Source organism: Pseudomonas protegens CHA0 (genome assembly GCF_000397205.1).
In the GTDB taxonomy this organism is placed as follows: domain Bacteria; phylum Pseudomonadota; class Gammaproteobacteria; order Pseudomonadales; family Pseudomonadaceae; genus Aquipseudomonas; species Aquipseudomonas protegens.
The window spans coordinates 2,774,499-2,796,784 of sequence record NC_021237.1; the positions used below are offsets into that span (position 1 = coordinate 2,774,499).

A 22,286-nucleotide genomic window follows, 5' to 3' on the forward strand; every position below is an offset into this window, starting at 1 on the left:
TCAACTTCCGTGGACGGCGTAGAGGCCGTAGTTTAGCGGATTCATTCCCGGGGCCAGCCATTGCCCGGGCGGCGTTTCGCCACGGGCCAGGCATTGGCGCAACACGCTGCTGCGCACCCCGGGCTGCTCTTCGATGCAGAGGACGGAAAAGCGCCGCCGCAGTTCCTCGCCGCGATGGAACCTGGGCAACTGGCGCGCCACGTCTTCGCCCACCACCAGGGCGATGCGTTTACCGTCCAGGGCCAGGTCGCCGGCCAGGCGTTGCAACAGGGTGAAGCTGTAGACCGGGCCCGGGTCGGCCAGGGCCAGTTGCCGTTCCAGGCGGCTGACCGCCAGCTCGGCGTCGCACTCTGGCTGCAGGTGCGCGGTGATTGCCTGCAACCAGCTGGCGCGCTGCTCGAAGTCGGCCATGCGCTTGCCGTCCGGGTGGCGGAAGCTGGGCACCACCAGTACCCGGCGGGCATGGCGGGCGGCTTCGAGCATCACCTGGGCGTGCCCGGCGTGGGGCGGGTTGAAGGCGCCGCCATAGAGGGCCAGTTCAAACATCTGCTTTTCCTCGTTTGGTACATGACGTGTACTTTAGCATCGCTTTTGTCAGTGGGAAATAATCTTCTGCACCTTATTTGTGCGTGTTTGTTGAATTTTTTTCGCGAAAAATAAAACGTGCAGGGTCTTGCCATGAAAGTACATGACATGTACTTTATGCTCCATGCAGAGGAGAGACCCAGCATGAACAGCCAAACGATGAAGACCGCTTCCTTCGATGTCGATGCGCAAAAGAGCTTCACCCCGCTGTGCCCGGACGAGTTGCCCGTGGCTGAAGGCGACCGCATCGGTGGCGAGCTGAATTTCATGGCGACCCTGGCCAGCCTGCGTATCGGCAGCAAGGACGCCCACAGCCCCCAGGCGCCCTGGGTGGTGGCCGGGCACGCCCAGATGCTCCAGCCCACGGGCCTTGAACATGCCGATCTGACCTGGGTCAGCCACTGCGTTCCGGGCACTGAAGGCTTCACCCTTTTGGACGAACTGCCTGCGCCCTATGACTACGACTACTTCGTGTGGAAGGGCGTGGAGCCGGACCTGCACCCCTACGGCGCCTGCTACCACGACCTGCACGGCAAGCTGTCCACCGGGGTCATCGAGTACCTCAAGGGCCAGGGCGTACAGCAAGTCATAGTCGGCGGCCTGGCGTTGGATTTCTGCGTCAAGACCACTGCCCTGCAACTGGCCGCTGCCGGTTTCAAGGTGCTCATTCACCTGCCGGCGTGCCGGGCCATCAGCGCCGAGGGCGCTACCCAGGCCATCGCCGACATGCAACAAGCGGGCATCACGGTTGCCGCGACCCGCGAAGAAACCGCCAGATTGGCCAAGGTTTGAGGAGTCACCATGGAAAGTGCATTTGACCGCAACAACGGCGTGATCCAGAGCCTGCTGGATACCGACTACTACACCTTCACCATGATGCAGGCGGTGTTGCACCAGCACCCCAATGTGGACGTGGAATACCAGTTCATCGTTCGTTCCAGAGAGTCCCTGGTGCACCTGATCCCCGAGATCCGCCAGGAGCTGGAAAAGCTTGCCGGCCTGCAGATGCGCGAAGGCGAACAGCGCTTTTTGTTCAACAAGCGCTTTCGTGAATACCTGACCCCTGACTTCGAACAGTTCCTCGGCCTGTTCCGCTTCAACCTGCGCTACATCCACGTGGCGGCGGTCGACGGCCAACTGAGCATCCGCGTCCGTGGCCCGATGCTGCACTGCATCATGTTCGAGCAGCCGGTGCTGGCCATGGTCAGCGAGTTGCGCAACCGCGATAAGTACCCCGAGGTGGAGCTTGAGGATGTCACTCGCCGGCTCTATCAGAAGTTCGAATGGCTGGAGAAAAACGCCAGCCGCGACGAGCTTGCCGAGTTCCGCGTTTCGGATTTTTCCACCCGCCGGCGCCTGTCGTTCAAGGCCCAGCGCGAAGTGGTGAAGATCATGCGCAGCGATTTCCCCGGGGTCTTCGTCGGCACCAGCAATGCGCACCTGGCCTATGAGTTCGACCTGCCACTGATCGGCACCATGGCCCACCAATGGCTGATGGTGCACCAGCAACTGGGGCGGCTGCGCGAGAGCCAGAATGCGGCCCTGGAGAATTGGGTGCACGAGTATCGCGGGCGCCTGGGCATTGCCCTGACCGACTGCATCAGCACCGATTTCTTCCTCAAGGACTTCGACCTGTACTTCGCCAAGCTCTACGACGGCCTGCGCCAGGATTCCGGGGACCCGATCCTCTGGGCCGACAAGGTCCTGGCCCGCTACCGGGAACTGGGCATCGACCCGCGGACCAAGGACCTGATGTTTTCCGATGGCCTGAACTTCGAGAAATGCCTGCCGATCCTGCGCCACGTGCGTGGCCAGGCCCGCTTCGGTTTCGGCATGGGCACCAGCCTGGCCTGCGATGTGGAGGGCGTGGAGCCGCTGAGCATCGTGATGAAGCTGGTGCGGGTGCATGGCGAACCGGTGGTGAAGTTCTCCGACGACCCGATCAAGAACGTCTGCGAAGATCCGTCGTTCCTCCGGTACGCGGCCCAGGTGTTCAACGTCGATCTTGCCCACTCGCCCCTGGAGGCCTGACATGAGCAATTCAACCCAAGCACGCATCGCCCGGGAACTGGGCATCGACCGGCAACTGGTTCGCGGTGGCGAGGCCGCCGAGATTGCCCGGCGTGTGGCCTTTATCCAGCAGGTACTGCGCGAGTCTGGCTGCAGCACCCTGGTACTGGGCATCAGTGGCGGGGTGGATTCCCTGACCGCCGGCCGCCTGTGCCAGTTGGCGGTGGAGCAGATGCGCGCCGCGGTGCAGGAGGCCCGTTTCATCGCCATGCGCCTGCCTTATCGGCAACAGGCGGATGAAAGTGATGCCCAGGCTTGCCTGGACTTCATTGGCCCGGACGCGGTGAGCACTTGCAACATTGCCGACAGCGTCGAGGGCCTGATGAACCAGGTGCGGATCGACGGCCTGCAGCCTTCGCCGGCCCTCACGGACTTCGTCAAGGGCAACGTCAAGGCCCGGGCGCGGATGCTGGCCCAGTACGCGGTGGCCAACTTCAGCAACGGCCTGGTGGTGGGCACTGACCACGGCGCCGAGGCCCTGATGGGTTTCTTCACCAAGTACGGCGACGGCGCCTGCGACCTGGCCCCGCTGTCGGGGCTGACCAAGACCCAGGTGCGGCTGCTGGCCGAGGCCCTCGGCGCGCCAAGGCATCTGGTGTACAAGGCGCCCACCGCGGACCTGGAGGAACTGGCGCCGGGCAAGCTGGACGAAACGGCGTACGGTTGCAGCTACGCAGAAATCGATGCCTACCTGATGGGCCAACCGGTGCCCGATAGCGTGCGCCAACTGATTGAAAGCGCCTACCGGCGCACCTCTCACAAACGCGCCTTGCCCCGCAGTCCCGCCTGAGCCGACGCCTTCGCCGGCAAGCCGGCTCCTACTCCATCACCCCCGGCCGTAGGAGCTGGCTTGCCAGCGAACAACCGCGCCAGCCAAGCGCGGCCACCCGCCCTTCAATCCGGCCATTTCCTCAAGCTCGCCCGGCATTCTTCAATCAGCTCGGGCATATGCTCGCGCACGTCCTGCCAACCCAGCATGCCCAGCAGCTCACGCGCTTCCTGGCGCAGGGGCAGCCATTGCGGGTGTTTGAAACCGTTGTCCTCCAGCGTTACCCCGTAGGCCTCTCGGCACAGCGCTTCACAGCCGCTCAACAGGGCTTGCAGGCGCGGGTGCAGAGTGGGCGCCAGGTACGCCGGAAAGTGCTTCACGAAGCCCTCGAGGTAATCCAGGTGGTTGGACCACAGGCCACAGTCGGCGCAGCAGCCGACCTCCGTGCGCTGGCGGTCGGCCTCCAAGGCCAGGAACTCCAGGGCCGGGCCCAGCTCTCCCAGCAGGATGATCTTTCGGTACTCGTCCTGGCCGTACCAGGTCCAGACGTTCGAGGCGAGGGGGGAGCTGCAGCGAGTGGGTGCTTCACTCATGCTGTCCGCCTTTATCCTGCGTTGTCGGTGCGGGCTGCCAGCCCTCGGGCCAGCGGTCGCTGAACGAATGGCTGTGCGGCATCAGCTCCGGGTCGCGGTTGTCATCGAAGCAGCCCAGGAGCAAGGCAATGGTCGGCTGATCATCGATGGCCCCCAGGGAGCTGCCGCAAGCCCGGCAAAAGGCCCGGCTCGAAGAGTCTGACGACCTGAAGGTCGCCGGAGCGCCGGCGGGGCCGGTCCAGGTCACCCGCTCTCGGGGGAATTCGACCCACGCCAGCGTCAGCGCGCCACTGTGGCGCTGGCACAATTGGCACGAGCAGGTATGGGGATTGGCGGCAGGCCCGCGGGCTTCGAAGCGGACCTGGCCGCACAGGCAGCCGCCCTGGTACAGGCTGGCAGTCATCAGCGTGGGTTCTCCTGAGGAATCAAACGGTCCTTTTCCAAATCGCGCAGCAGTTCATCGAGCATCTCTCTGCGACTTTCGATCTGCACCGGCGGTACATACCAGGCCGCCACACTATAGCCTTCACGACGGTAGTCGTAGGTCTTGAGCAGTTGGCCGTCCTTGAGCAGGCTGCCGCGCAAGTTGCTCTGGTAGGAGTAGGGCATGGGGAAGGTCAGCAGGGTGATGGCATTTAACGCGCCAAGCAGTCCCGCACTCTTGCCTCCAGGCTCGCTGATCAGGAGGCTGTAGCCGCTGCGACTATAGCCACCATCGAGAAAGGAGAAGGCTCCGGTTTGACGCAGGGCGGCGATGGTCTCCCGTTGCTCCTGTTCGTCGAAGCGACTTTTCACCGGGCCCAGGTCCAGGGTCAGCGGTACATAGGGATGTTGACTGCGGTAGTCCAGCGGCGCCATTCGGGTGCCACAACCGGTGATGATCAGTGCGCTGCACAGCAGGGCGGTCAAACCTATGGGGTTCATTGGGCCTGACTCGCGGTTGGCAACAGTTGATCCTGACGCAGATCGCCAGCAAAGGCGCGGGCGATGCGCTGGATATTCTGCTCTTGCATTTCACCGCCTTGATCCAGCAGCCAGGTGTATTTATGCGTCAGGTTGCGATAGCTGTAGCGCTTGAGGAGCTTGCCCTCGTGCAGCAGGCTGATGTCGGTGTGGGTGTCGATGCCATTGGAGAGCGGCATCAGGAACAGAGTGGCGGCACTGAGGAAGATCAACGGCATTGGCGGCATGTCCCGCTCGGACTTGAATTGAATTCGGGCGCTGTAGTCGCCAGCTTGTCCGGCGCCGGTCTGGACATCTTCGAACACCCCGGTGGCACGCAAGGCGTTACGTAACTCAGCGGCGCGTAATGGGTCATCGACCATCACATGCAGGGGCATCAAATAGGCTTGGCCATCCGTCAGCGGACGGTCCGGCAAGGTGTCGGTTGCCGCGCAGCCCGCGAGCAGCACAAGGGCGCAAAGGCTCAGGCAGGATTTCATGGATGAATCTCCGCAGTGGCGTTGGCTGGGCTGGTTTGCTTGTCGACGGGAAGGATGAAGGGCTTGGCCTTGTCCAGATCCAGCGGCATCCATTGCAGCTCCGGCAGCCCCGGTACCTGGCGCTGGGCAATCACGGCGTCACGGGGCATCTGATTGCTCCAGGCAAAGAAGCACTGGGTCACTTGGCTGCAGACCGAGCGAAACTCGCCGATGTAATACGCCTTGCCCGCCTCCAGGCGCAGCGGCAGTACGAACTCTTCGCGCGCTTCCTGGGATTGCAGTCGTGAGCCGAGCCCCGGGGTGTAGACCATGGACCAGAACTGGAAGTTGTAGAACTCGTAGTCACCCGGTTTGAGCGGCATGACAAATACACTGCCGGCGGCGCGGGGTTCATGGATGTCCTCAGGCGTTGGTCGTGGGTCGCCCTCCCAGAGTGCCGCGGCGCCATTGATTGAGCCGCGCTTGCGAATCAGCAGGCGCAGGTTGGTGGCGGCACCGCCGCCGCCCAGGTACTGCGGGCCAATAGCGCCCACCAGATAGGTCGTGGGTTCGTTGGCTGCGGGTTGCAGAGGGGCGCTGACGATGGCGGCGGGTTGGCTGATGCAGCCAGAAACTATGCTGGTGGCCAGCAGCAAGGACGAAGCCTTGAGTACGCGGAACATGGGGAACCCTGAAAGTGACTTTGGACAAGGCGCAGGTAGGGAGGGAGGTATGAGTGTCTGTACATGGCCTTCCCTGGCGCCGCTCGTGAGCGGCGCGATGGTACGAGAACCTTAGGGCTTTGTGTAGCGCGTTACCCGGAATGACCTGCCCGGCGGCGCTATTGACCGAACCCCGGCGCTGCCTCTTCGACCTTTCTTTTGTACTGCACCTTGGCTTGGTCGGGGTTGCAGGACAGCAGGGCATCGACCTGGACAAAACCCTTGGACAGCACCTGCCTTTCTCGCCACAGGTTGCCGCACGCGCCGAATACCCCGGCGCTGAGCAGCCAGCCCAGGGCGAACCAGTGGTGGCCGGCGCCTGTATCAGGGATCAGCAGGGTCAGGCCCAGGGCAGCCAGGGTGAGGCCGGTCACCCAGTACAGGCTGACGCAGTACGACCAGAGTACGGTGAGAAAGCAGGCGGCAAAATTGAAGCCGATGGCCACGGCTTCCAGTTCGCCCTGGGGGTTGCGATAGAGGCGGTAGAGGCGTTTGTGTTGTTCCTCTAGGTCCTGGTTGATCCGCTTCTCACGCTCGGCGATCTGGATTTTCTCCGTAGCGCTGAGGTCGCTGTCATCGAAGATTTCCTTGAAGGTTTCTTCCAGAAGGTAATAGCCGGTGTAGGCGCTGGAATGGCCTGTGAGGTACAGGGCGTCGACGCGATAGCGGCGGTTGAGCTTCAACTGGGTGTCGCCACTGAAGAAGCTGCAGGCCGAGGTCTGGATGTGCAACCAATGCTTGCCAAAGCTGTATTCGATATAGGGCTTGCCGCCGTTCCGAACCCAGCGGCGGTCGAAGTAGCCTTCCAGTTGCTCCACCTGTACGCCCGTGATGTCGGTCCTGGGTTGCGCCTGGGCGTTGAGCCATTTGGCGATGCACCAGCCACCGACCATCAGGCAGAGGAAGGTGCACAGGATGACCTTGGCAAACAGCGGGCCATCCAGCAGGCAGATGAGGATGAGGCAGGGGAGCAGCAGGATGCCCGAGAGGACGCAGGTGGTTTCAACATCAGCCTTCCAGGCGCGGGTCAGGTCTTGATTGATGCGGTCGATTCTTTCCTGGTCGAGGACTCGGATAACGGCGGTCTCGCTGGGCCCAAGCCTCAGGCTTGGGCGGGTCTTTACAAGACGAAGCACAGGGACCGCCCGCGGGTTCGGGGCGGTCCATGCCTTCGAGGGGCGGGCAGCCTACTGAACAAAGGGCCGGCTCATCAAGCTTTGCTGGCGCCTCGGCTGCCGCCCGACTCGCGTCGTGCCATCAGCGCAGTTTCTCCAGCATCTGGTAGTACCACATGCCCGCCGCGAGCATCGGGTTGCCCAACTGGTCGCCGAAGGGCACACGGATGTGCTGGCAGGCGGCGAAGGTGTCGTAGTGGCCGAGGTGGCCGGTCAGGGCCTGGGCCATGATCTCGCCCATGATGTGGGTGGTGGCCACGCCATGCCCGGAGTAGCCCTGGCAGTACCAGACGTTGTCCGAGAGCTTGCCCAGCTGCGGGATGCGGTTGATCACGATGCCCATGGCGCAGCTCCACTGGAAATCGATGCCTACGCCCTTGAGCGCCGGGAAGGTGCGTTCGATGCACGGGCGCAGTTCGCTGGCGATGTCCCGCGAATCCTTGCCGCTGTAGTTGGCGCCGCCACCGAACAGCAGGCGGCCATCGGCAGTCATGCGGTAGTAGTCGAGCACGAAGCGGCAGTCGTAGACCGCCAGGTCCTCCGGGTTCAGGCGCTTGGCCAGGTCGCCCAACGGCTCGGTGGTGACGATGCCGCCCATGGCCGGGAAGATCTTGCCCTTGAGTTTTTTCGGCTCCAGCTTGTGGTACACATCGCCCGCCAGCAGCACTTGCCGGGCGTCGATGCGGCCCTGGGCAGTGACCACCGCCGGGCGCTCGCCGTGGACGATCTCCAGCACTTCGCTGTGTTCGAAAATCAGCGCCCCCAGGCTTTCGGCGGCCCTGGCTTCGCCGATGCACAGGTTCAACGGATGCAGGTGCAGGTTGCGGGTGTTCTTGATGGCGCCGTGGTAGAGCTCGCTTTCCAGCAGCCCGCGGACCTGGGCCCGGTCCAGCAGGCTGACCTCGTCGCCCATGCCGCGGCGCACCGCTTCTTCGTAGTCGGCGCGCAGGCCCGGCAGGTGGCTGGGTTTGTAGGCCGCGTGCAGGTGGCCGTGCTTGAGGTCGCAGGCAATGGCGTATTTTTCTACTCGCTGCTGGATGATCTGGTGCCCGCGCCAGCGCAGGTGCCAGATGAAATCGTCCACTTCCTCGCCCAGGTGGCGGCGCATCTGCTTGCGCATGGCTTCATCGCCGGAGAGGCTGCCGGTGACCTGGCCGCCATTGCGCCCGGTGGCGCCCCAGCCGATCTTGTGGCTTTCGACGATGGCGACTTTCAGGCCGCGCTCGGCCAGTTCCACCGCGCTGGCGACGCCGGTGAAGCCGCCGCCGATGATCACCACATCCACTTGATGGGTGCCTTGCAGGGTCGGGTAGTGGGTTTCCTGGTTAAGGGTGGCGCTGTAGTAGCTGGGGCAGCGCTCGGCTGCCGGGGTCCGCGGATCGAAGGCGGCTGTCATGAGTAGAACCTCGCAAAAAAGTGAGCCGGGCCGCTGCGGGCAGGCAGCGGCCAGGGCTTTGAAATCGGTCGATGGGCCGGCGGGTTCGGCACGCAGTGGATGCGCCTGAGCCCTGCACGGCAGATCGGCAACGGACCTCAGGCCTGGGTCAGGTACCAGCGCCAGTCCTGCTCGCCGACTTCGGCCATGAACTGGCGGTACTCGGCACGCTTGACCGCCAGGTACACACCGAGGAATTCGGAGCCCAGGGCATCCCGTGCCCAGGCCGATTGCTCCAGGGCCACCAGCGAGGTCAGCCAGTCGGTGGGCAGCAGTTCGGTGGCCTGGGCGTAGCCATTGCCCTGTACCGGCTCGCCGGGGTCGAGGTTTTCCCGCAGGCCGCGATGGATGCCGGCGAGAATCGCCGCCGCTGCCAGGTAGGGGTTGGCGTCGGCACCGCAGATGCGGTGCTCGATGTGCCGGCTATTGGCCGGGCCGCCGGGCACCCGCAGGCTCACGGTGCGGTTGTCGACGCCCCAGGTGGGGGCCAGGGGCGCGTAGCTGTTGCTCTGGAAACGCCGGTAGGAGTTGGCGTTGGGGCAGAACAGCAGCAGCGACTCCAGCAGAGACGCGAGCATGCCGCCCACCGCCTGGCGCAACAGCGGGGTGCCGGCCGGGTCCTGGCTGGCGAACAGGTTACGGCCCTCGGCGTCGGCGATGCTCACGTGCATGTGCATGCCGGTGCCGGCCAGGTGATCGAAAGGCTTGGCCATGAAGGTGGCCTGCATCCCGTGCTTGTGGGCCACGGCCTTGACCAGGCGCTTGTAGCGCACGGCCTGGTCCATGGCTTCCAGGGCGTCGCCATGTTCCAGGGTGATCTCCACTTGCCCGGGGGCGTATTCGGAGATCGCCGTGCGCGCCGGAATGCCTTGCAGCTTGCAGGCGGCGTAGAGGTCGGCGAGGAACGGTTCGATCTGCTCCAGCTCGCGCAGGCCGTAGACCTGGGTGCTGCGCGGGCGACCGCCATCGGCGTCCAGCGCCGGTTGCGGCCGGCCATTGCCGTCGCGCTTGGCGTCCAGCAGGTAGAACTCCAGCTCGCAGGCCATCACCGGGTGGTAACCCTCGGCCTTGAGCCCGTCGATCACCTTGATCAGCAGGTGGCGCGGGTCGGCGATGCTGGCGGGCAGGCCCTCCTGGGGGTGCATGCTGACCTGCACCGCGGCGGTAGGGATCTGCCGCCAGGGCAGGCGTACCAGGCTGCCGGCCAGGGGGTAGGCACGGCAGTCGATATCGCCCACATCCCAGACCAGGCCGGAGTTCTCCACGTCGTCGCCGTTGAGGGTCAGGCCAAGGATGGTGCTGGGCAGGGGCCGGCCGCTTTCGTACACCGCCAGCAGTTCTTCGCGGTGCAACAGTTTGCCCCGGGGCACGCCGTTGGCGTCGAGAATGAACAGCTCGATCATGTCGATATCGGGGTGGGCGGCCAGGAAGTCACGGGCTTCATCGAGGGCGGCAAATTTCATCGGATTCTCGCTTGCGCCATTGGGGCGCGCAGGTTTTCAGGTCCTGCAACGATGCCGCGCACGGCTCGGTTGCAAGGGCAGAAATCAGTTCTGGGGCGTTACGCGCAGGGGCGCGCGATCAGGCCGCAGGCGAGCGATCCGGAGGACGTGAGGAGTGGCGCAGACGGGAGCGGCACAAGGCCATGGGCAGGTTGACCAGAAGCTTCATGGGCAGGACCTGTCCAGCAAGTACAAGCCGATAACGGCGGCGCGGTCCTCATGAACCTCATGAGGCGTGACGGGGCGTGAGCGGGGCAGCGAGAGCCGAGCGTCGACATCACCACCGCGGCCACAGTGCAGGGGCGCGGGAGCTGATCTGTCGAATCCGTGATACGGGCTCAGGGGGCACATCGCCGGGTGATCTCGCTGTCGAGTTCGTGGTGATTATTCTTGATAGGAACCGGGCACTGGCAGGGCGAATACAGGGCGCCGCAGGCTCAGGTCGGATCAATACTGCAAGAATCCGCCAGCCAATGTAAGGGGGGTAAAGGGCCCAAGGCCCCTGGCGAGCGCCCCTCAACCATGGGCAGAGGCGCGTGCTAGAGCGGTACGTCCTTATCGGCAGAAGTGTCTGATTTTTTTTACAGCGCTTCAGTAGACACCGGGCAGCAGGCGCCAGCTGCGGGCGCGATAGGCCTCGTATTCCTCGCCGAAATGCTTGAGCAACAAGGCCTCCTCGGCGTGAATCCGCGCGATCAGCGGGACCAGGGTCAGTGCTGCCAGCAACAACCCCAGCCCCGAGCGAAACGCCAGGGCCCAACCCAGGGCATTCACCAGCAGGCCCAGGTAGCTGGGGGTGCGCAGGTGGCGGTAGAGGCCGTCCACCACCAGGCGGTGGTTGGGCTGGATCGCCACCAGCCCGCTGAAGCGCCGGCCGAGGATGAACACCGGCCACAGCCGCAGCCCGCCGCCGAGGATGAACAGCAAGGCCCCGAGCCAGCGCAGGCCTTCGCCGCCGAAGGTGCAGAAATCGATGCGGTCGCTGTAAGCCGGGACAAAGCCGCTCAACAGGCCGATCACCCCGAACACCGGCAGCACCCAGCGGTTGCCCTGGTCTTCCTGCTCGCCGCTGCTCAGGTTGACTTCGCTGTACAGCGCGGCGACCACCATCAGCAGGGTGGCGATGGCGATCAGGGTCAACTGTGGATGGCCGAAGAAGGCGGAGAAACCGCCCATGCCCCAGATCGCCAGGCCCAGGTAGGCGAGGGCACCGAGGATGCTGGAAACGGCCAGCCTGAGGGAGATTTTCATGATGCGCTGCGCCAGTAGCGGGAACCTGTGCTGAGTGTAGGAGCCCGCCTGCGGGTGAAGGCGTACGTTCGTCCGCTGCAAGGTTCAGCCCGCGGTTTTCTGGGTCAGGTGCCCCGCCAGAAAATCGATGAAGGCCCGGGTCTTCTGCGGCACCCGCCGCGCCGAGGGGTAGACCACGTTGATGCTGATGGGCGGCGCCTGCCATTCGCAGAGCACCGGCACCAGGCGCCCGGCCGCCAGGGCGTCCTCGACGATGAAATCCGGTAGCAGGGCGATGCCCATGCCGGCCTCGGCGGCCTGGGCCAGCAGGTCGCCGTTGTTGGCGTGCAGCGGCCCAGTGACATGCACCCGCTGCACGTCACTGCCGTTGCTCAATTGCAGGCTGACGCCGCTTTGCAGGTAGCCATAGTTCAGGCACTGGTGGCTGCTCAGGTCCTTGGGCTGGCGCGGGATGCCGGCGCGGGCCAGGTAGGTGGGGGAGGCCACCATGATTCGCGGTGCCGGTGCCAGCTGGCGGGCCACCATGGACGAGTCCGGCAGGCTGGCAATGCGCAGGGTGACATCGAAGCCGCCGCGCAGCGGGTCCACCTGCTGGTCGCTGAGCACCAGTTGCAACTCGATCAGCGGATGCTGTTCATGGAACAGCGGCACCAGCGGCCCGAGCCGACGCAGACCGAAGGACATCGGTGCATTGACTCGCAGCACTCCGCGCAACTCGGCGATGCCATCGCGCGCGCGCTGTTCGGCCTCGTCCACCGCGGCCAGCACTTCCCGAACGCTTTCGTAGTACTCGGCACCGGCTTCGGTCAGGCGCAGGCTGCGGGTGGTGCGTTGCAGCAGTTGCACGCCGATGGCCTCTTCCAGCGCCTGGATCTGTTTGCTGACCTTGGAACGGGGCACGTCCATGGCGCGGGCGGCTGCGGCAAAGCCGTTTTCGTCGACGGTGACGACGAAGGCGCGCATGCATTCGATACGGTCCATGATTGTCCCTGTTTTAGAATCAATGATTCTCGATTTTAGGTAATTGTTCCTTTTTCGGCCAGGCCCTAGATTAGCCACCAAGCCGGACGCCACGGGGCGCAAGCAGCGCCATCAGCCGGTCATGTTCGACCCTCACTCTCTGACTGCAAAAGGAACGCGCCATGTCCATTCGTGAATTGCTCAACCCGACCAACTCCGCCCTGATCCTCATCGACCACCAGCCGCAGATGGCCTTCGGCGTGCAATCGATCGATCGCCAGACCCTGAAGAACAACACCGTGGCCCTGGCCAAGGCGGCCAGGATCTTCAACGTGCCGAGCATCCTCACCTCGGTGGAGACCGAAAGCTTCAGCGGCTACATCTGGCCGGAACTGCTGGCGGTGTTTCCCGGCCAGCAGCCCATCGAGCGCACGTCGATGAACTCCTGGGAAGACCGCAAGCTGGTGGACGCGGTGAAGGCCACCGGGCGCAAGAAACTGGTGATGGCGGCGCTGTGGACCGAGGTCTGCCTGACCTTCCCGGCGCTGGAGGCCATGGCCGAAGGTTACGAGGTGTACATCGTCACCGACGCTTCTGGCGGCACCAGCCAGGAGGCCCACGACATGGCCGTGCAGCGGATGATCCAGGCCGGCGCGGTACCGGTGACCTGGCAGCAGGTGCTGCTGGAGTACCAGCGCGACTGGGCGCACAAGGACAGCTACGACGCGGTCATGGGCCTGGTACTGGAACACAGTGGTGCCTACGGCATGGGCGTGGACTATGCCTACAGCATGGTGCACAAGGCCCCGCAACGTCAGCTGTAGGCGCCGGCTGGCCGGCGAATGCGATCGCACCCACCGCTTCGCTGGCGAGCCAGCCCCTACGGGCCTTAACTGTGATGCGCGAATGCATCTCCTAGCAGACACTGGAGCCTTCTGATGAATATCGAACTCACCGACGGTGTCGTGACCCTGCTGGTCCGTCACCGGATCAAGCAGGGCCAGGATCAGGCCTATGAAACCTGGCTGCGGCAGATCATCGCCAAGGCCCGCAGCTATCCGGGGCACCTGGGCATCGACGTGGTGCGTGGCCACAGCGGCGGCCTCGGGTTGTTCACCAGCGTGCTGCGCTTTGCCAGCACCGAACAGTTGCAGCACTGGCTGGATTCCGCCGACCGCCGCGAGCTGGTGCAACAGGCCCAGCACCTGCTGGCCGACGGTGACCAGACCGAAATCAACGCCGATCGCGAATTCTGGTTCACCCCCCAGGACGGCGGTGCACCGACCCCGCCACCGCGTTGGAAACAGGCGTGTGTGACCTTCCTGGTGATCCTGCCGCTGAGCTTCCTGGTGCCGCAATTGTGGAAGCCGCTGTTCGCCCAACTGCCCTGGCTTGGCGGCTATGTGCCGGCCACGGTGCTGATCACCCTGAGCATCGTGCTGCTGGTGGTCTACGTCTTCATGCCCCGGGTCACGCGCCTGTTCAGCCGTTGGCTGCAGCCACGCAGTGCGGCCTGATTCCTTCCCGACCTTCGTTTGGAGCAATGCCATGAAACCCGATGCAATTGCCGACCTGATTCTGTTCAACGGCCGCCTGCACACCGTGGACCGGGCCAAACCCCGGGCCAGCGCGGTGGCAATCAAGGACGGGCGCTTCATCGCCGTGGGCAATGATGCCCAGGCCATGGCCCTGCGCGGCGCCGGCACCCAGGTCATCGACCTCATGGGGCGCACGGTGATCCCCGGGCTCAATGACTCGCACCTGCACCTGATCCGCGGCGGCCTGAACTACAACCTGGAACTGCGCTGGGAAGGCGTACCGTCCCTGGCCGATGCCCTGCGCCTGCTCAAGGAACAGGCCCTGCGCACCCCGGCGCCGCAGTGGGTACGGGTGGTGGGCGGCTGGAACGAATTCCAGTTTGCCGAGAAACGCATGCCGACCCTGGAAGAACTGAACCAGGCGGCGCCGGATACCCCGGTGTTCGTCCTGCACCTGTATGACCGCGCCTTGCTCAACCGCGCCGCGCTGCGGGTGGTGGGCTACGACCGCAACACGCCGAACCCGCCGGGGGGCGAGATCGTCCGCGATGGCAACGGCAACCCCACCGGCATGCTGATCGCCCGGCCCAACGCGATGATTCTGTATGCGACCCTGGCCAAGGGGCCCAAGCTGCCGTTGGAGTACCAGGTCAACTCGACCCGCCAGTTCATGCGCGAGCTCAACCGCCTGGGGGTCACCAGCGCTATTGATGCCGGCGGCGGCTTCCAAAACTACCCCGACGACTATCAGGTGATCAACCAGTTGGCGGCCCAGCAGCAACTGACCGTGCGCATCGCCTACAACCTGTTTACCCAGAAGCCCAAGGAAGAACTGGCGGACTTCAAGCACTGGACCTCCAGCGTCACCTACGGCCAGGGCGACGACTTCCTGCGGCACAACGGGGCAGGGGAGATGCTGGTGTTTTCCGCTGCGGATTTCGAGGACTTCCTCGAACCGCGTCCCGACCTGCCGCAGAGCATGGAGCAGGAGCTGGAACCGGTGGTGCGCCACCTGGTGGAGCAGCGCTGGCCGTTCCGCCTGCACGCCACCTACGATGAATCCATCTCGCGGATGCTCGATGTGTTCGAAAAGGTCGACCGCGACATTCCTTTCAACGGCCTGCCGTGGTTCTTCGATCATGCGGAAACCATCAGCCCGAAGAACATCGAACGGGTGAGGGCCCTGGGCGGCGGCATCGCGATCCAGGACCGCATGGCCTTCCAGGGCGAGTACTTCGTCGAGCGCTACGGCGCCAAGGCCGCTGAGATGACCCCGCCGATCCAGCGCATGCTCGCCGAAGGCGTCCCGGTGGGCGCCGGCACCGACGCCACTCGAGTCTCCAGCTACAACCCCTGGACCTCGCTGTACTGGATGGTCAGCGGCCGGACTGTCGGCGGGCTGGAGCTGTACCCCCAGGGCCTGAGCCGCGATACCGCGCTGGAGCTCTACACCCACGGCAGCGCCTGGTTCTCCTCGGAACAGGGCAAGAAGGGCCAGATCAAGGTCGGGCAACTGGCGGACCTGGTGGCCCTGTCGGCGGACTACTTCAGCGTCGAGGAAGAGGCGATCAAGTGGATCGAGTCCCTGCTCACCGTGGTGGATGGCAAGGTGGTGCATGCCGCCGGTGACTTCGAAAAACTGGCCCCACCGAGCCTGCCGGTGACCCCGGACTGGTCGCCGGTGGCCAAGGTGCCTGGGCATTGGAAGCCCAACGCACCGTTGCAGAACCGGGTGCACCAGTGCAGCGGCCCGTGCGCGGTGCATGCCCACGGGCACCAGAAAGCGCGCATGTCCAACGTACCGGTGAGTGACTTCCAGGGGTTCTGGGGGGCGTTTGGGTGTTCGTGTTTTGCGTTCTGAGCTGTAGGAGCTGGCTTGCCAGCGAAGGCGGTTTCAAGGCTAACACCGCTTTCGCCGGCAAGCCGGCTCCTACGGGTTTGAAATTGGCTTCAATAAAAATGGGCGCTCATGAAGAGCGCCCATTCAATTGTTTAAACAACTAGTTGGTGATTAACGAATTGATCGCGTTACTTAGCAGAACCGATCAATAACCCGAACTTCCGATTTATCCCGCAGCGATTGCCATTCGGCTTTCAGGGTCTCCAGGACCCGGCCGATGAAGTCCTTGTCGGCGGCGGCTTTCTTGCCGACGTAGCCCTGGCCGCGGCGGTACATCTTCAGGCGGGCCGCGAGGTCCCGGTTGTTCTGGTCGAACTCTGCTTCATGGCTATGGGGCGACAGGCAGTCGATATGCACTTGGCCCGACTTGGCGATCCACAGGATGTGGCTGTCGTGGCTGTCTTTCTGTGCGGCGAACATACGTGCCAATTCATCAATAGTGGGTTGGTTATTAAGATTCATTTGTAGCCCCCTTGACCATTTATCGATCTATCTAAGTTGATTCGCTAATTCATCTTGCTACGTCGGTAAGTTGAACCCTGATACCGGAAACAGGGCGACAGAGGGTGTCTGTCGGATACAGATAAGGCCCAGAGCCTGATGCGTGTAGTTGCCTTGATTAACTGCTACGCAATAGCGTCACAACGAAGAGAAGCAGCGTAAACCTGGATGAAGCTGCCGACATTCCCACCATCGGCCACAAGCATCTTGAAGAGTTTTCGCCGGCTTCCCGTCGTGGTACTGGACGGTCAATGCCAGGTCAGTTTCATCAATCTGCCTTGTGGGCAGTACACATCCGGGTCACAGCTCGGCGGTCAGACGAGCTTGCTCATAACACCTTTGCCTCGTCCCCCGATCGGGGAGACGTCTGCATCATGCAAGGCCGAAATCCTCTCGTCAACGGTTTTGTAGTGAAAATTTTCAGGCACTACATATTGTCTGACAAAAGCCGAAAAGCCATCATCCGGCCCCCCCAACGCAGGGCTGGGCAGGTAGAATCGGCGCCTTGAAATGTTCTGAGGTTGCAGCGGTGGATGTACAACAAGGCTTCGTCCTGACTCGGCACTGGCGCGATACGCCGGCGGGCACGCAAGTCGATTTCTGGCTGGCCACCGACCGGGGGCCGCGCCAGATCCGCCTGCCGTTGCAGACTTCCGTGGCCTTCGTCCCGGCGGTGCAGCGGGCCCAGGCTGAGCGCTTGCTGACCGACGACCCGGATGTGCAACTGCGCCCATTGCAGTTGCGTGACTTCCACCAGCGCCCGGTGCTGGGCCTGTACTGCCCGCAGCACAATCAGCTGATGCGCCTGGAGAAGACCCTGCGGCGCGCCGGGGTCGAGGTGTTCGAAGCCGATGTCCGACCGCCCGAGCGCTACCTGATGGAGCGCTTCATCACCGCGCCGGTGTCCTTCGGCGGCCAGCCCGGCCCCGATGGCTTGTTGCTGGAGGCGCAGATGAAGCCGGCGCCAAACTACCGGCCGAGCCTCAAGCTGGTGTCCCTGGACATCGAGACCAGCGAGCGCGGCGAGTTGTATTCCATTGCCCTGGAAGGTTGCGGCCAGCGCCAGGTGTACATGCTCGGCAAGGCCCGGGACGACGACAGTGCGGTGGATTTCGACCTGGAGTTCTGCGCCAGCCGCGAGCAGTTGCTGGAGAGGCTCAACCAGTGGCTGGCCGAGCATGACCCCGACGCGATCATCGGCTGGAACCTGGTGCAGTTCGACCTGCGCGTACTCCACGAACATGCCCGGCGCCTGGCGGTGCCGCTGCGCCTGGGGCGTGGTGGCGAGGAAATGCAGTGGCGCGAGCACGGCAGCCGTACCCACTATTTCGCCTCGGCTGCCGGCCGCTTGATCATCGATGGCATCGAGGCATTGCGTTCGGCGACCTGGAGCTTCCCTTCCTTCAGCCTGGAAAACGTCGCCCAGACCCTGCTGGGGGAGGGCAAGTCGATCGACAACCCCTACCAGCGCATGGACGAGATCAACCGCATGTTCGCCGAGGACAAGCCGGCCCTGGCCCGCTACAACCTCAAGGACTGCGAACTGGTGACGCGGATCTTCGCCAAGACCGAGTTGCTGACCTTTCTTCTGGAACGGGCCACGGTCACCGGCCTGCCCGCCGACCGCAGCGGCGGTTCGGTGGCGGCCTTTACCCACCTGTACATGCCGCTGATGCATCGCCAGGGCTTTGTCGCCCCCAACCTGGGCGAGCTGCCGCCCCAGGCCAGCCCCGGCGGTTTCGTCATGGATTCGCGGCCCGGGCTCTACGAGTCGGTGCTGGTGCTGGACTACAAGAGCCTGTACCCGTCGATCATCCGCAGCTTCCTGATCGACCCGGTGGGGCTGGTGGAAGGCCTGCGCCAACCGGACGAGCAGCATTCGGTAGCGGGCTTTCGCGGCGCGCGCTTCTCCCGCACCCGGCATTGCCTGCCATCGATCGTGACCCGGGTCGCCGAGGGCCGGGAAGTGGCCAAGCGCGAGCACAACGCGCCGCTGTCCCAGGCGTTGAAGATCATCATGAACGCCTTCTACGGCGTGCTCGGCTCCAGCGGTTGCCGCTTCTTCGACCCACGCCTGGCGTCATCCATCACCCTGCGTGGCCACGAGATCATGGCCCGTACCCAGCAGTTGATCGAAGCCCAGGGGCATCAGGTGATCTACGGCGACACCGATTCCACCTTCGTCTGGCTCGGCGGCCTGCATGACGAGGAGCAGGCAGGCCTGATCGGCCGTGCCCTGGTGGCCCACGTCAACCAGTGGTGGCGTGATCACCTGCAGCAGCAATACGGCCTGGAAAGCGCCCTGGAGTTGCAGTTCGAAACCCACTACAAACGCTTTCTGATGCCCACCATCCGTGGCGCCGAGGAGGGCAGCAAGAAGCGCTACGCCGGCCTGGTGCAGCGCGCCGATGGCAGCCAGGAGATGGTCTACAAGGGCCTGGAGACGGTGCGCACCGACTGGTCGCCCCTGGCCCGGGAATTCCAGCAGGAGCTGTACCAGCGCATCTTCCACCGCCAGCCCTACCAGGACTATGTGCGCGACTACGTGCAACGCACCCTGGCCGGGCAACTGGATGACCTGTTGATCTACCGCAAGCGCCTGCGCCGGCCCCTGGACGACTACGAGCGCAACGTGCCGCCCCATGTCCGCGCAGCGCGCCTGGCGGACGAATACAACCGCGAGCAGGGCCGCCCGCTGCAGTACCAGAACGGCGGCTGGATCAGTTACGTGATCACCCTGGCCGGCCCCGAGCCCCTGGAAAACCGCCGCGCGACCATCGACTACGAGCACTACCTGACCCGCCAGTTGCAACCGGTGGCAGATGCCATCCTGCCGTTCGTGCAGGACGATTTCAGCACCCTGGTGGGTGGGCAGATGGGCCTGTTCTGAGAGGCCTCAGTCGTCCACGGCTTCGCACAGGCCACTGGCACCGTGTTTGTCGCTGTATTTCACGGTCACCGAATCGTCGTCCTCGACGCTGATGGTCAGGGTTGTTTCCGGCGTCTTGACCTGGAAATGCCGGTCATCCACGGCGCTACTCTTGACCGCCTTGCCATTGATGTAAATCGGTCCGCCCTGGTCGGCACTGACGGCCAGATTGCCGGGGCAGGAAACGTTGAACAGCGGTACACCTTCGGCGTGGGCGGCGCCGGTGAAGATCATCAAAGTGCCCAGCAGCAGGATTTTGCGCATCGCGGACTCCTCGTGGAACAGCCTTGGGGCAGAGGCTTGAGCGAGCTTTGCAGCCCCGGATTGATGCTTAGCCTATCTGCTGCCAGAGCCGTGCGCGAGTGGAATATTTACCCCGGGCCAGAGCGCTTTTCGGGCTTTTGTCGGACAAAAAAAACCGTGGACTCGCGGTTGACGAGTGTGTCAGGTTTCCAGCGCCTCAATGGGCGAGTGATAGGACGATCTCGCAGGCGGGGTCGCAGCTGTCCTATCGGATTTTTTGTCTGGAACAAGGACGTAGCAATGTCAAAAGCACTCTCGGAAGCAGTCGGCAACGGCATCGATTCGGCCGCTCAGGCCAGCCATGCCTACCAGCAAGTTCTGGCCTTCAGCCACCTGTATGACCGTGGCGGCAGCGAGCTGGTGAACGGCAAGCCATCCTTCACCGCCGACCAGGCGGCGGATTCGATCCTGCGCAAAGGCCTGTCCTGGCACGACCAGAACGGCGACGGCAAGATCGACCTGAGCTACAGCTTCCTCACCGAAAAACCGGCCAACTACAACCCGGCCCTGGGCAGCTTCAGCGAGTTCAGCGCACTGCAAAAAGCCCAGGCGCTGCTGGCTCTGCAATCCTGGGCGGACGTGGCCAACGTGACCTTCACTGAAGCGGCCAAGGGTGGCGACGGCCACATGAGCTTCGGCAACTACAACGTCAGCACCGGCGGCGCGGCCTTTGCCTACCTGCCGTCCGGCAGCAGCTACGACGGCCAGTCCTGGTACCTGATCAACGACCAGTACCGGGTCAACGAAACCCCGGGCAACGGCAACTACGGCCGCCAGACCCTGACCCACGAAATCGGCCACAGCCTGGGCCTGTCCCACCCGGGCGTGTACAACGCCGGCAGCGGCAGCCCTACCTACAACGACGTGACCTACGCCCAGGACACCCGCGGCTACAGCCTGATGAGCTACTGGAGTGAGAGCAACACCGGGCAGGACTTCAGCAAGGACGGCGGCGGTGCCTACGCCTCGGCGCCGTTGCTGGACGATATCGTTGCGGTGCAGAAGCTCTATGGCGCCAACCTGGAAACCCGTGCCGACGACACTGTCTACGGCTTCAACTCCAACACCGGTCGGGACTTCTACAGCGCCCACAGCGCTTCGGACAAGCTGGTGTTCGCGGTCTGGGACGGCGGCGGCAACGATACCCTGGATTTCTCGGGTTTCACCCAGAACCAGAAGATCAATCTCAATGAAGGCGGCTTCTCCGATGTCGGCGGCCTGGTGGGCAACGTGTCCATCGCCCATGGCGTGACCGTGGAAAACGCCATCGGCGGCTCGGGCAATGACCTGCTGATCGGCAACGCTGCGGCGAACATCCTCGAAGGCGGTGCCGGCAACGACATCATCTATGGCGGTGGCGGTGGCGACACCCTGTGGGGTGGGGCGGGGGCTGATACCTTCGTCTACGGCGCGGCCGCGGATTCGACCTTCGACGCCCCGGACTGGATCATGGATTTCGTCAGCGGCGAGGACAAGATCGACCTCACCGGGATCCCGCAATTCGCCTCCGGTGGTGCCACCCTGAACTTCGTCAGCGGCTTCACCGGGCATGCCGGCGACGCGATCCTCACCTACTACGCCGAAACCAACCAGACCAGCCTGATGATCGACCTGACCGGTCATGGCGCGGTGGACTTCGCCGTGGGTACCGTGGGCCAGGCGGCGGTCACCGACATCATCGCCTGATCGACCCTGGGTAACGGGAGCGGCGCCTCAAGGTGCCGCTCTTTGGCGAATTTCAGTCACCGCCCCCGCCGCCACAACCTCCGCCCCCGCAGCCACTGCTGTCGCCCCCGCCACCATCGCTGCCGCCACTGTCGCCATCACCGCCGAAACGCGAGCTGTCGCTGTCGCTGCTGCCGGAAGAGTCGCTGTCCAGGGAGCTGCTGTGCAGCTCGCTGCCGCAGTGCACCAGGGTGGCGCTGCCGCCGTTGTCGGTCAGGCGGCGCAGGGACTGGCAGTCGGCGACGTAGTGAAAGCCCCCGGCGATCTTCAGCTTGGCGTCCAGGGCGAACAGCAGTGGCAGGCGGCTGGGCTGGGCCGGGTTGATGTTTTCTTCCAGGCAGGCCTGGCGCCAGACCCGGCGCAGGCCGTTGTCGCTTTGTTGCGCGGCGTTCTGGCCGAGCACCGCCGCCGGGGTGTGGTGGAGGAACTGGCCGAAGGCCTGGTTGCAGAACTGCTGGTAGTCCCGGGTATGCAAGATGAATTCGTGCCACAGGTCGTCCACCACCTGGGACGGCATCGACACGTAGCGCTGGCCGCTCTTGAGGTAGGCGAGAAAGAACTGGCGCAAGCCCTGGGCCACCAGCTGGCAGTCCTTGAGGTTCAGGTGCGGGTGCTGGGTGCGCAGGGGCTCGAACAAGCGCGGCGGCAGGGTGAAATTGCGGATGTGGGCTTCCCGACGCAAGGCCGTGAGGGCTTTCTGACGGCGCCAGAACACCAGGATCAGGGCCAGGGCCACCACTGCGGGCAAGATCAACAGCATGTTCGGTCTCCGCCGGAAAAAGTGCCGAGACAGTGGCGCAATGCGGCGTTTTATTCAAGCCATCGCCGTGCGCCTGCTGCCGGTGGTGGGGATCGGGGACACAGGCCGGGAAAAGTCCATCAGGGCCAACCAGCACTTCTATCTTCT

At 64.0% G+C, this 22,286-nt stretch carries 22 protein-coding genes; 8 read left to right on the top strand and 14 right to left on the bottom strand.

Features of this window, described 5'->3' with window-relative positions:
• Positions 1 to 546, bottom strand: coding sequence for an adenylyltransferase/cytidyltransferase family protein (locus PFLCHA0_RS12640; protein ID WP_015635208.1), 546 nt, complete (start codon positions 544 to 546; stop codon positions 1 to 3).
• Between the two features lie 183 nt (positions 547 to 729).
• On the opposite strand from PFLCHA0_RS12640, the gene PFLCHA0_RS12645 reads away from it, so the two are divergent.
• The 3 genes from PFLCHA0_RS12645 to nadE are packed head-to-tail and all read left to right on the top strand — an operon-like array spanning position 730 to position 3,445.
• The gene (locus PFLCHA0_RS12645) at positions 730 to 1,377 is read left to right on the top strand and encodes a nicotinamidase (RefSeq protein ID WP_011060763.1); all 648 of its coding nucleotides are present in this window, start codon (positions 730 to 732) and stop codon (positions 1,375 to 1,377) included.
• A gap of 9 nt (positions 1,378 to 1,386) precedes the next feature.
• Positions 1,387 to 2,616, top strand: a complete 1,230-nt coding sequence (gene pncB, locus PFLCHA0_RS12650; RefSeq protein ID WP_011060764.1) for a nicotinate phosphoribosyltransferase — start codon at positions 1,387 to 1,389, stop codon at positions 2,614 to 2,616.
• Between the two features lies 1 nt (position 2,617).
• On the top strand, positions 2,618 to 3,445 hold the full coding sequence (nadE, locus tag PFLCHA0_RS12655; protein WP_015635210.1) for an ammonia-dependent NAD(+) synthetase: 828 nt from the start codon (positions 2,618 to 2,620) through the stop codon (positions 3,443 to 3,445).
• 104 nt (positions 3,446 to 3,549) lie between these two features.
• Here the strand turns inward: nadE and PFLCHA0_RS12660 are convergent, their stop codons facing one another.
• From PFLCHA0_RS12660 to PFLCHA0_RS12705, 10 genes are all read right to left on the bottom strand, one after another.
• Entirely contained in the window at positions 3,550 to 4,017 is a 468-nt protein-coding gene (locus tag PFLCHA0_RS12660; protein WP_015635211.1) for a hypothetical protein, read from the bottom strand.
• Complete coding sequence (locus PFLCHA0_RS12665; RefSeq protein WP_015635212.1) at positions 4,010 to 4,420, bottom strand: GFA family protein; 411 nt, start codon at positions 4,418 to 4,420, stop codon at positions 4,010 to 4,012. Before PFLCHA0_RS12665 ends, PFLCHA0_RS12660 begins: the two co-directional genes overlap by 8 nt.
• Complete coding sequence (locus PFLCHA0_RS12670) at positions 4,420 to 4,941, bottom strand: hypothetical protein (protein ID WP_015635213.1); 522 nt, start codon at positions 4,939 to 4,941, stop codon at positions 4,420 to 4,422. The genes PFLCHA0_RS12665 and PFLCHA0_RS12670 overlap by 1 nt, the downstream gene beginning before the upstream one ends.
• Positions 4,938 to 5,459 carry a hypothetical protein gene (locus tag PFLCHA0_RS12675; protein WP_015635214.1) on the bottom strand — a complete coding sequence of 174 codons (522 nt, stop codon included), beginning with the start codon at positions 5,457 to 5,459 and terminating at the stop codon, positions 4,938 to 4,940. The genes PFLCHA0_RS12670 and PFLCHA0_RS12675 overlap by 4 nt, the downstream gene beginning before the upstream one ends.
• Positions 5,456 to 6,121 (bottom strand): hypothetical protein, encoded by a 666-nt coding sequence (locus PFLCHA0_RS12680; RefSeq protein WP_015635215.1) that lies wholly within the window; start codon positions 6,119 to 6,121, stop codon positions 5,456 to 5,458. Before PFLCHA0_RS12680 ends, PFLCHA0_RS12675 begins: the two co-directional genes overlap by 4 nt.
• Positions 6,122 to 6,279: 158 nt before the next feature.
• Complete coding sequence (locus PFLCHA0_RS12685) at positions 6,280 to 7,296, bottom strand: hypothetical protein (protein ID WP_015635216.1); 1,017 nt, start codon at positions 7,294 to 7,296, stop codon at positions 6,280 to 6,282.
• A 121-nt stretch (positions 7,297 to 7,417) separates the two neighbouring features.
• Entirely contained in the window at positions 7,418 to 8,731 is a 1,314-nt protein-coding gene (locus PFLCHA0_RS12690; RefSeq protein WP_015635217.1) for an NAD(P)/FAD-dependent oxidoreductase, read from the bottom strand.
• Positions 8,732 to 8,868: 137 nt separating this feature from the next.
• Positions 8,869 to 10,233, bottom strand: a complete 1,365-nt coding sequence (locus tag PFLCHA0_RS12695; protein ID WP_015635218.1) for a glutamine synthetase family protein — start codon at positions 10,231 to 10,233, stop codon at positions 8,869 to 8,871.
• Positions 10,234 to 10,863: 630 nt separating this feature from the next.
• Positions 10,864 to 11,523, bottom strand: coding sequence for a methyltransferase family protein (locus PFLCHA0_RS12700; protein WP_015635221.1), 660 nt, complete (start codon positions 11,521 to 11,523; stop codon positions 10,864 to 10,866).
• Positions 11,524 to 11,607: 84 nt separating this feature from the next.
• Positions 11,608 to 12,504, bottom strand: a complete 897-nt coding sequence (locus PFLCHA0_RS12705; RefSeq protein WP_015635222.1) for a LysR family transcriptional regulator — start codon at positions 12,502 to 12,504, stop codon at positions 11,608 to 11,610.
• A 161-nt stretch (positions 12,505 to 12,665) separates the two neighbouring features.
• Between PFLCHA0_RS12705 and PFLCHA0_RS12710 the strand changes: the two genes are divergently transcribed.
• From PFLCHA0_RS12710 to PFLCHA0_RS12720, 3 genes are all read left to right on the top strand, one after another.
• Positions 12,666 to 13,307, top strand: a complete 642-nt coding sequence (locus PFLCHA0_RS12710; RefSeq protein ID WP_015635223.1) for a hydrolase — start codon at positions 12,666 to 12,668, stop codon at positions 13,305 to 13,307.
• 114 nt (positions 13,308 to 13,421) lie between these two features.
• Positions 13,422 to 14,000, top strand: a complete 579-nt coding sequence (locus tag PFLCHA0_RS12715; RefSeq protein ID WP_011060774.1) for an antibiotic biosynthesis monooxygenase — start codon at positions 13,422 to 13,424, stop codon at positions 13,998 to 14,000.
• A gap of 31 nt (positions 14,001 to 14,031) precedes the next feature.
• Complete coding sequence (locus PFLCHA0_RS12720) at positions 14,032 to 15,882, top strand: amidohydrolase (RefSeq protein ID WP_015635224.1); 1,851 nt, start codon at positions 14,032 to 14,034, stop codon at positions 15,880 to 15,882.
• A 171-nt stretch (positions 15,883 to 16,053) separates the two neighbouring features.
• Here the strand turns inward: PFLCHA0_RS12720 and PFLCHA0_RS12725 are convergent, their stop codons facing one another.
• Positions 16,054 to 16,383 (bottom strand): hypothetical protein, encoded by a 330-nt coding sequence (locus PFLCHA0_RS12725; RefSeq protein ID WP_011060776.1) that lies wholly within the window; start codon positions 16,381 to 16,383, stop codon positions 16,054 to 16,056.
• Positions 16,384 to 16,951: 568 nt separating this feature from the next.
• Between PFLCHA0_RS12725 and PFLCHA0_RS12730 the strand changes: the two genes are divergently transcribed.
• Positions 16,952 to 19,312, top strand: coding sequence for a DNA polymerase II (locus PFLCHA0_RS12730; protein ID WP_015635225.1), 2,361 nt, complete (start codon positions 16,952 to 16,954; stop codon positions 19,310 to 19,312).
• A gap of 6 nt (positions 19,313 to 19,318) precedes the next feature.
• Here PFLCHA0_RS12730 and PFLCHA0_RS12735 read toward each other — a convergent pair whose 3' ends face one another.
• Positions 19,319 to 19,615 (bottom strand): hypothetical protein, encoded by a 297-nt coding sequence (locus tag PFLCHA0_RS12735; RefSeq protein WP_015635226.1) that lies wholly within the window; start codon positions 19,613 to 19,615, stop codon positions 19,319 to 19,321.
• 279 nt (positions 19,616 to 19,894) lie between these two features.
• Between PFLCHA0_RS12735 and PFLCHA0_RS12740 the strand changes: the two genes are divergently transcribed.
• Positions 19,895 to 21,340 carry a serralysin family metalloprotease gene (locus PFLCHA0_RS12740; RefSeq protein ID WP_015635227.1) on the top strand — a complete coding sequence of 482 codons (1,446 nt, stop codon included), beginning with the start codon at positions 19,895 to 19,897 and terminating at the stop codon, positions 21,338 to 21,340.
• Positions 21,341 to 21,392: 52 nt separating this feature from the next.
• Here PFLCHA0_RS12740 and PFLCHA0_RS12745 read toward each other — a convergent pair whose 3' ends face one another.
• Positions 21,393 to 22,139 carry a glycine-rich domain-containing protein gene (locus tag PFLCHA0_RS12745; RefSeq protein WP_011060781.1) on the bottom strand — a complete coding sequence of 249 codons (747 nt, stop codon included), beginning with the start codon at positions 22,137 to 22,139 and terminating at the stop codon, positions 21,393 to 21,395.
• Positions 22,140 to 22,286: the final 147 nt, after the last annotated feature.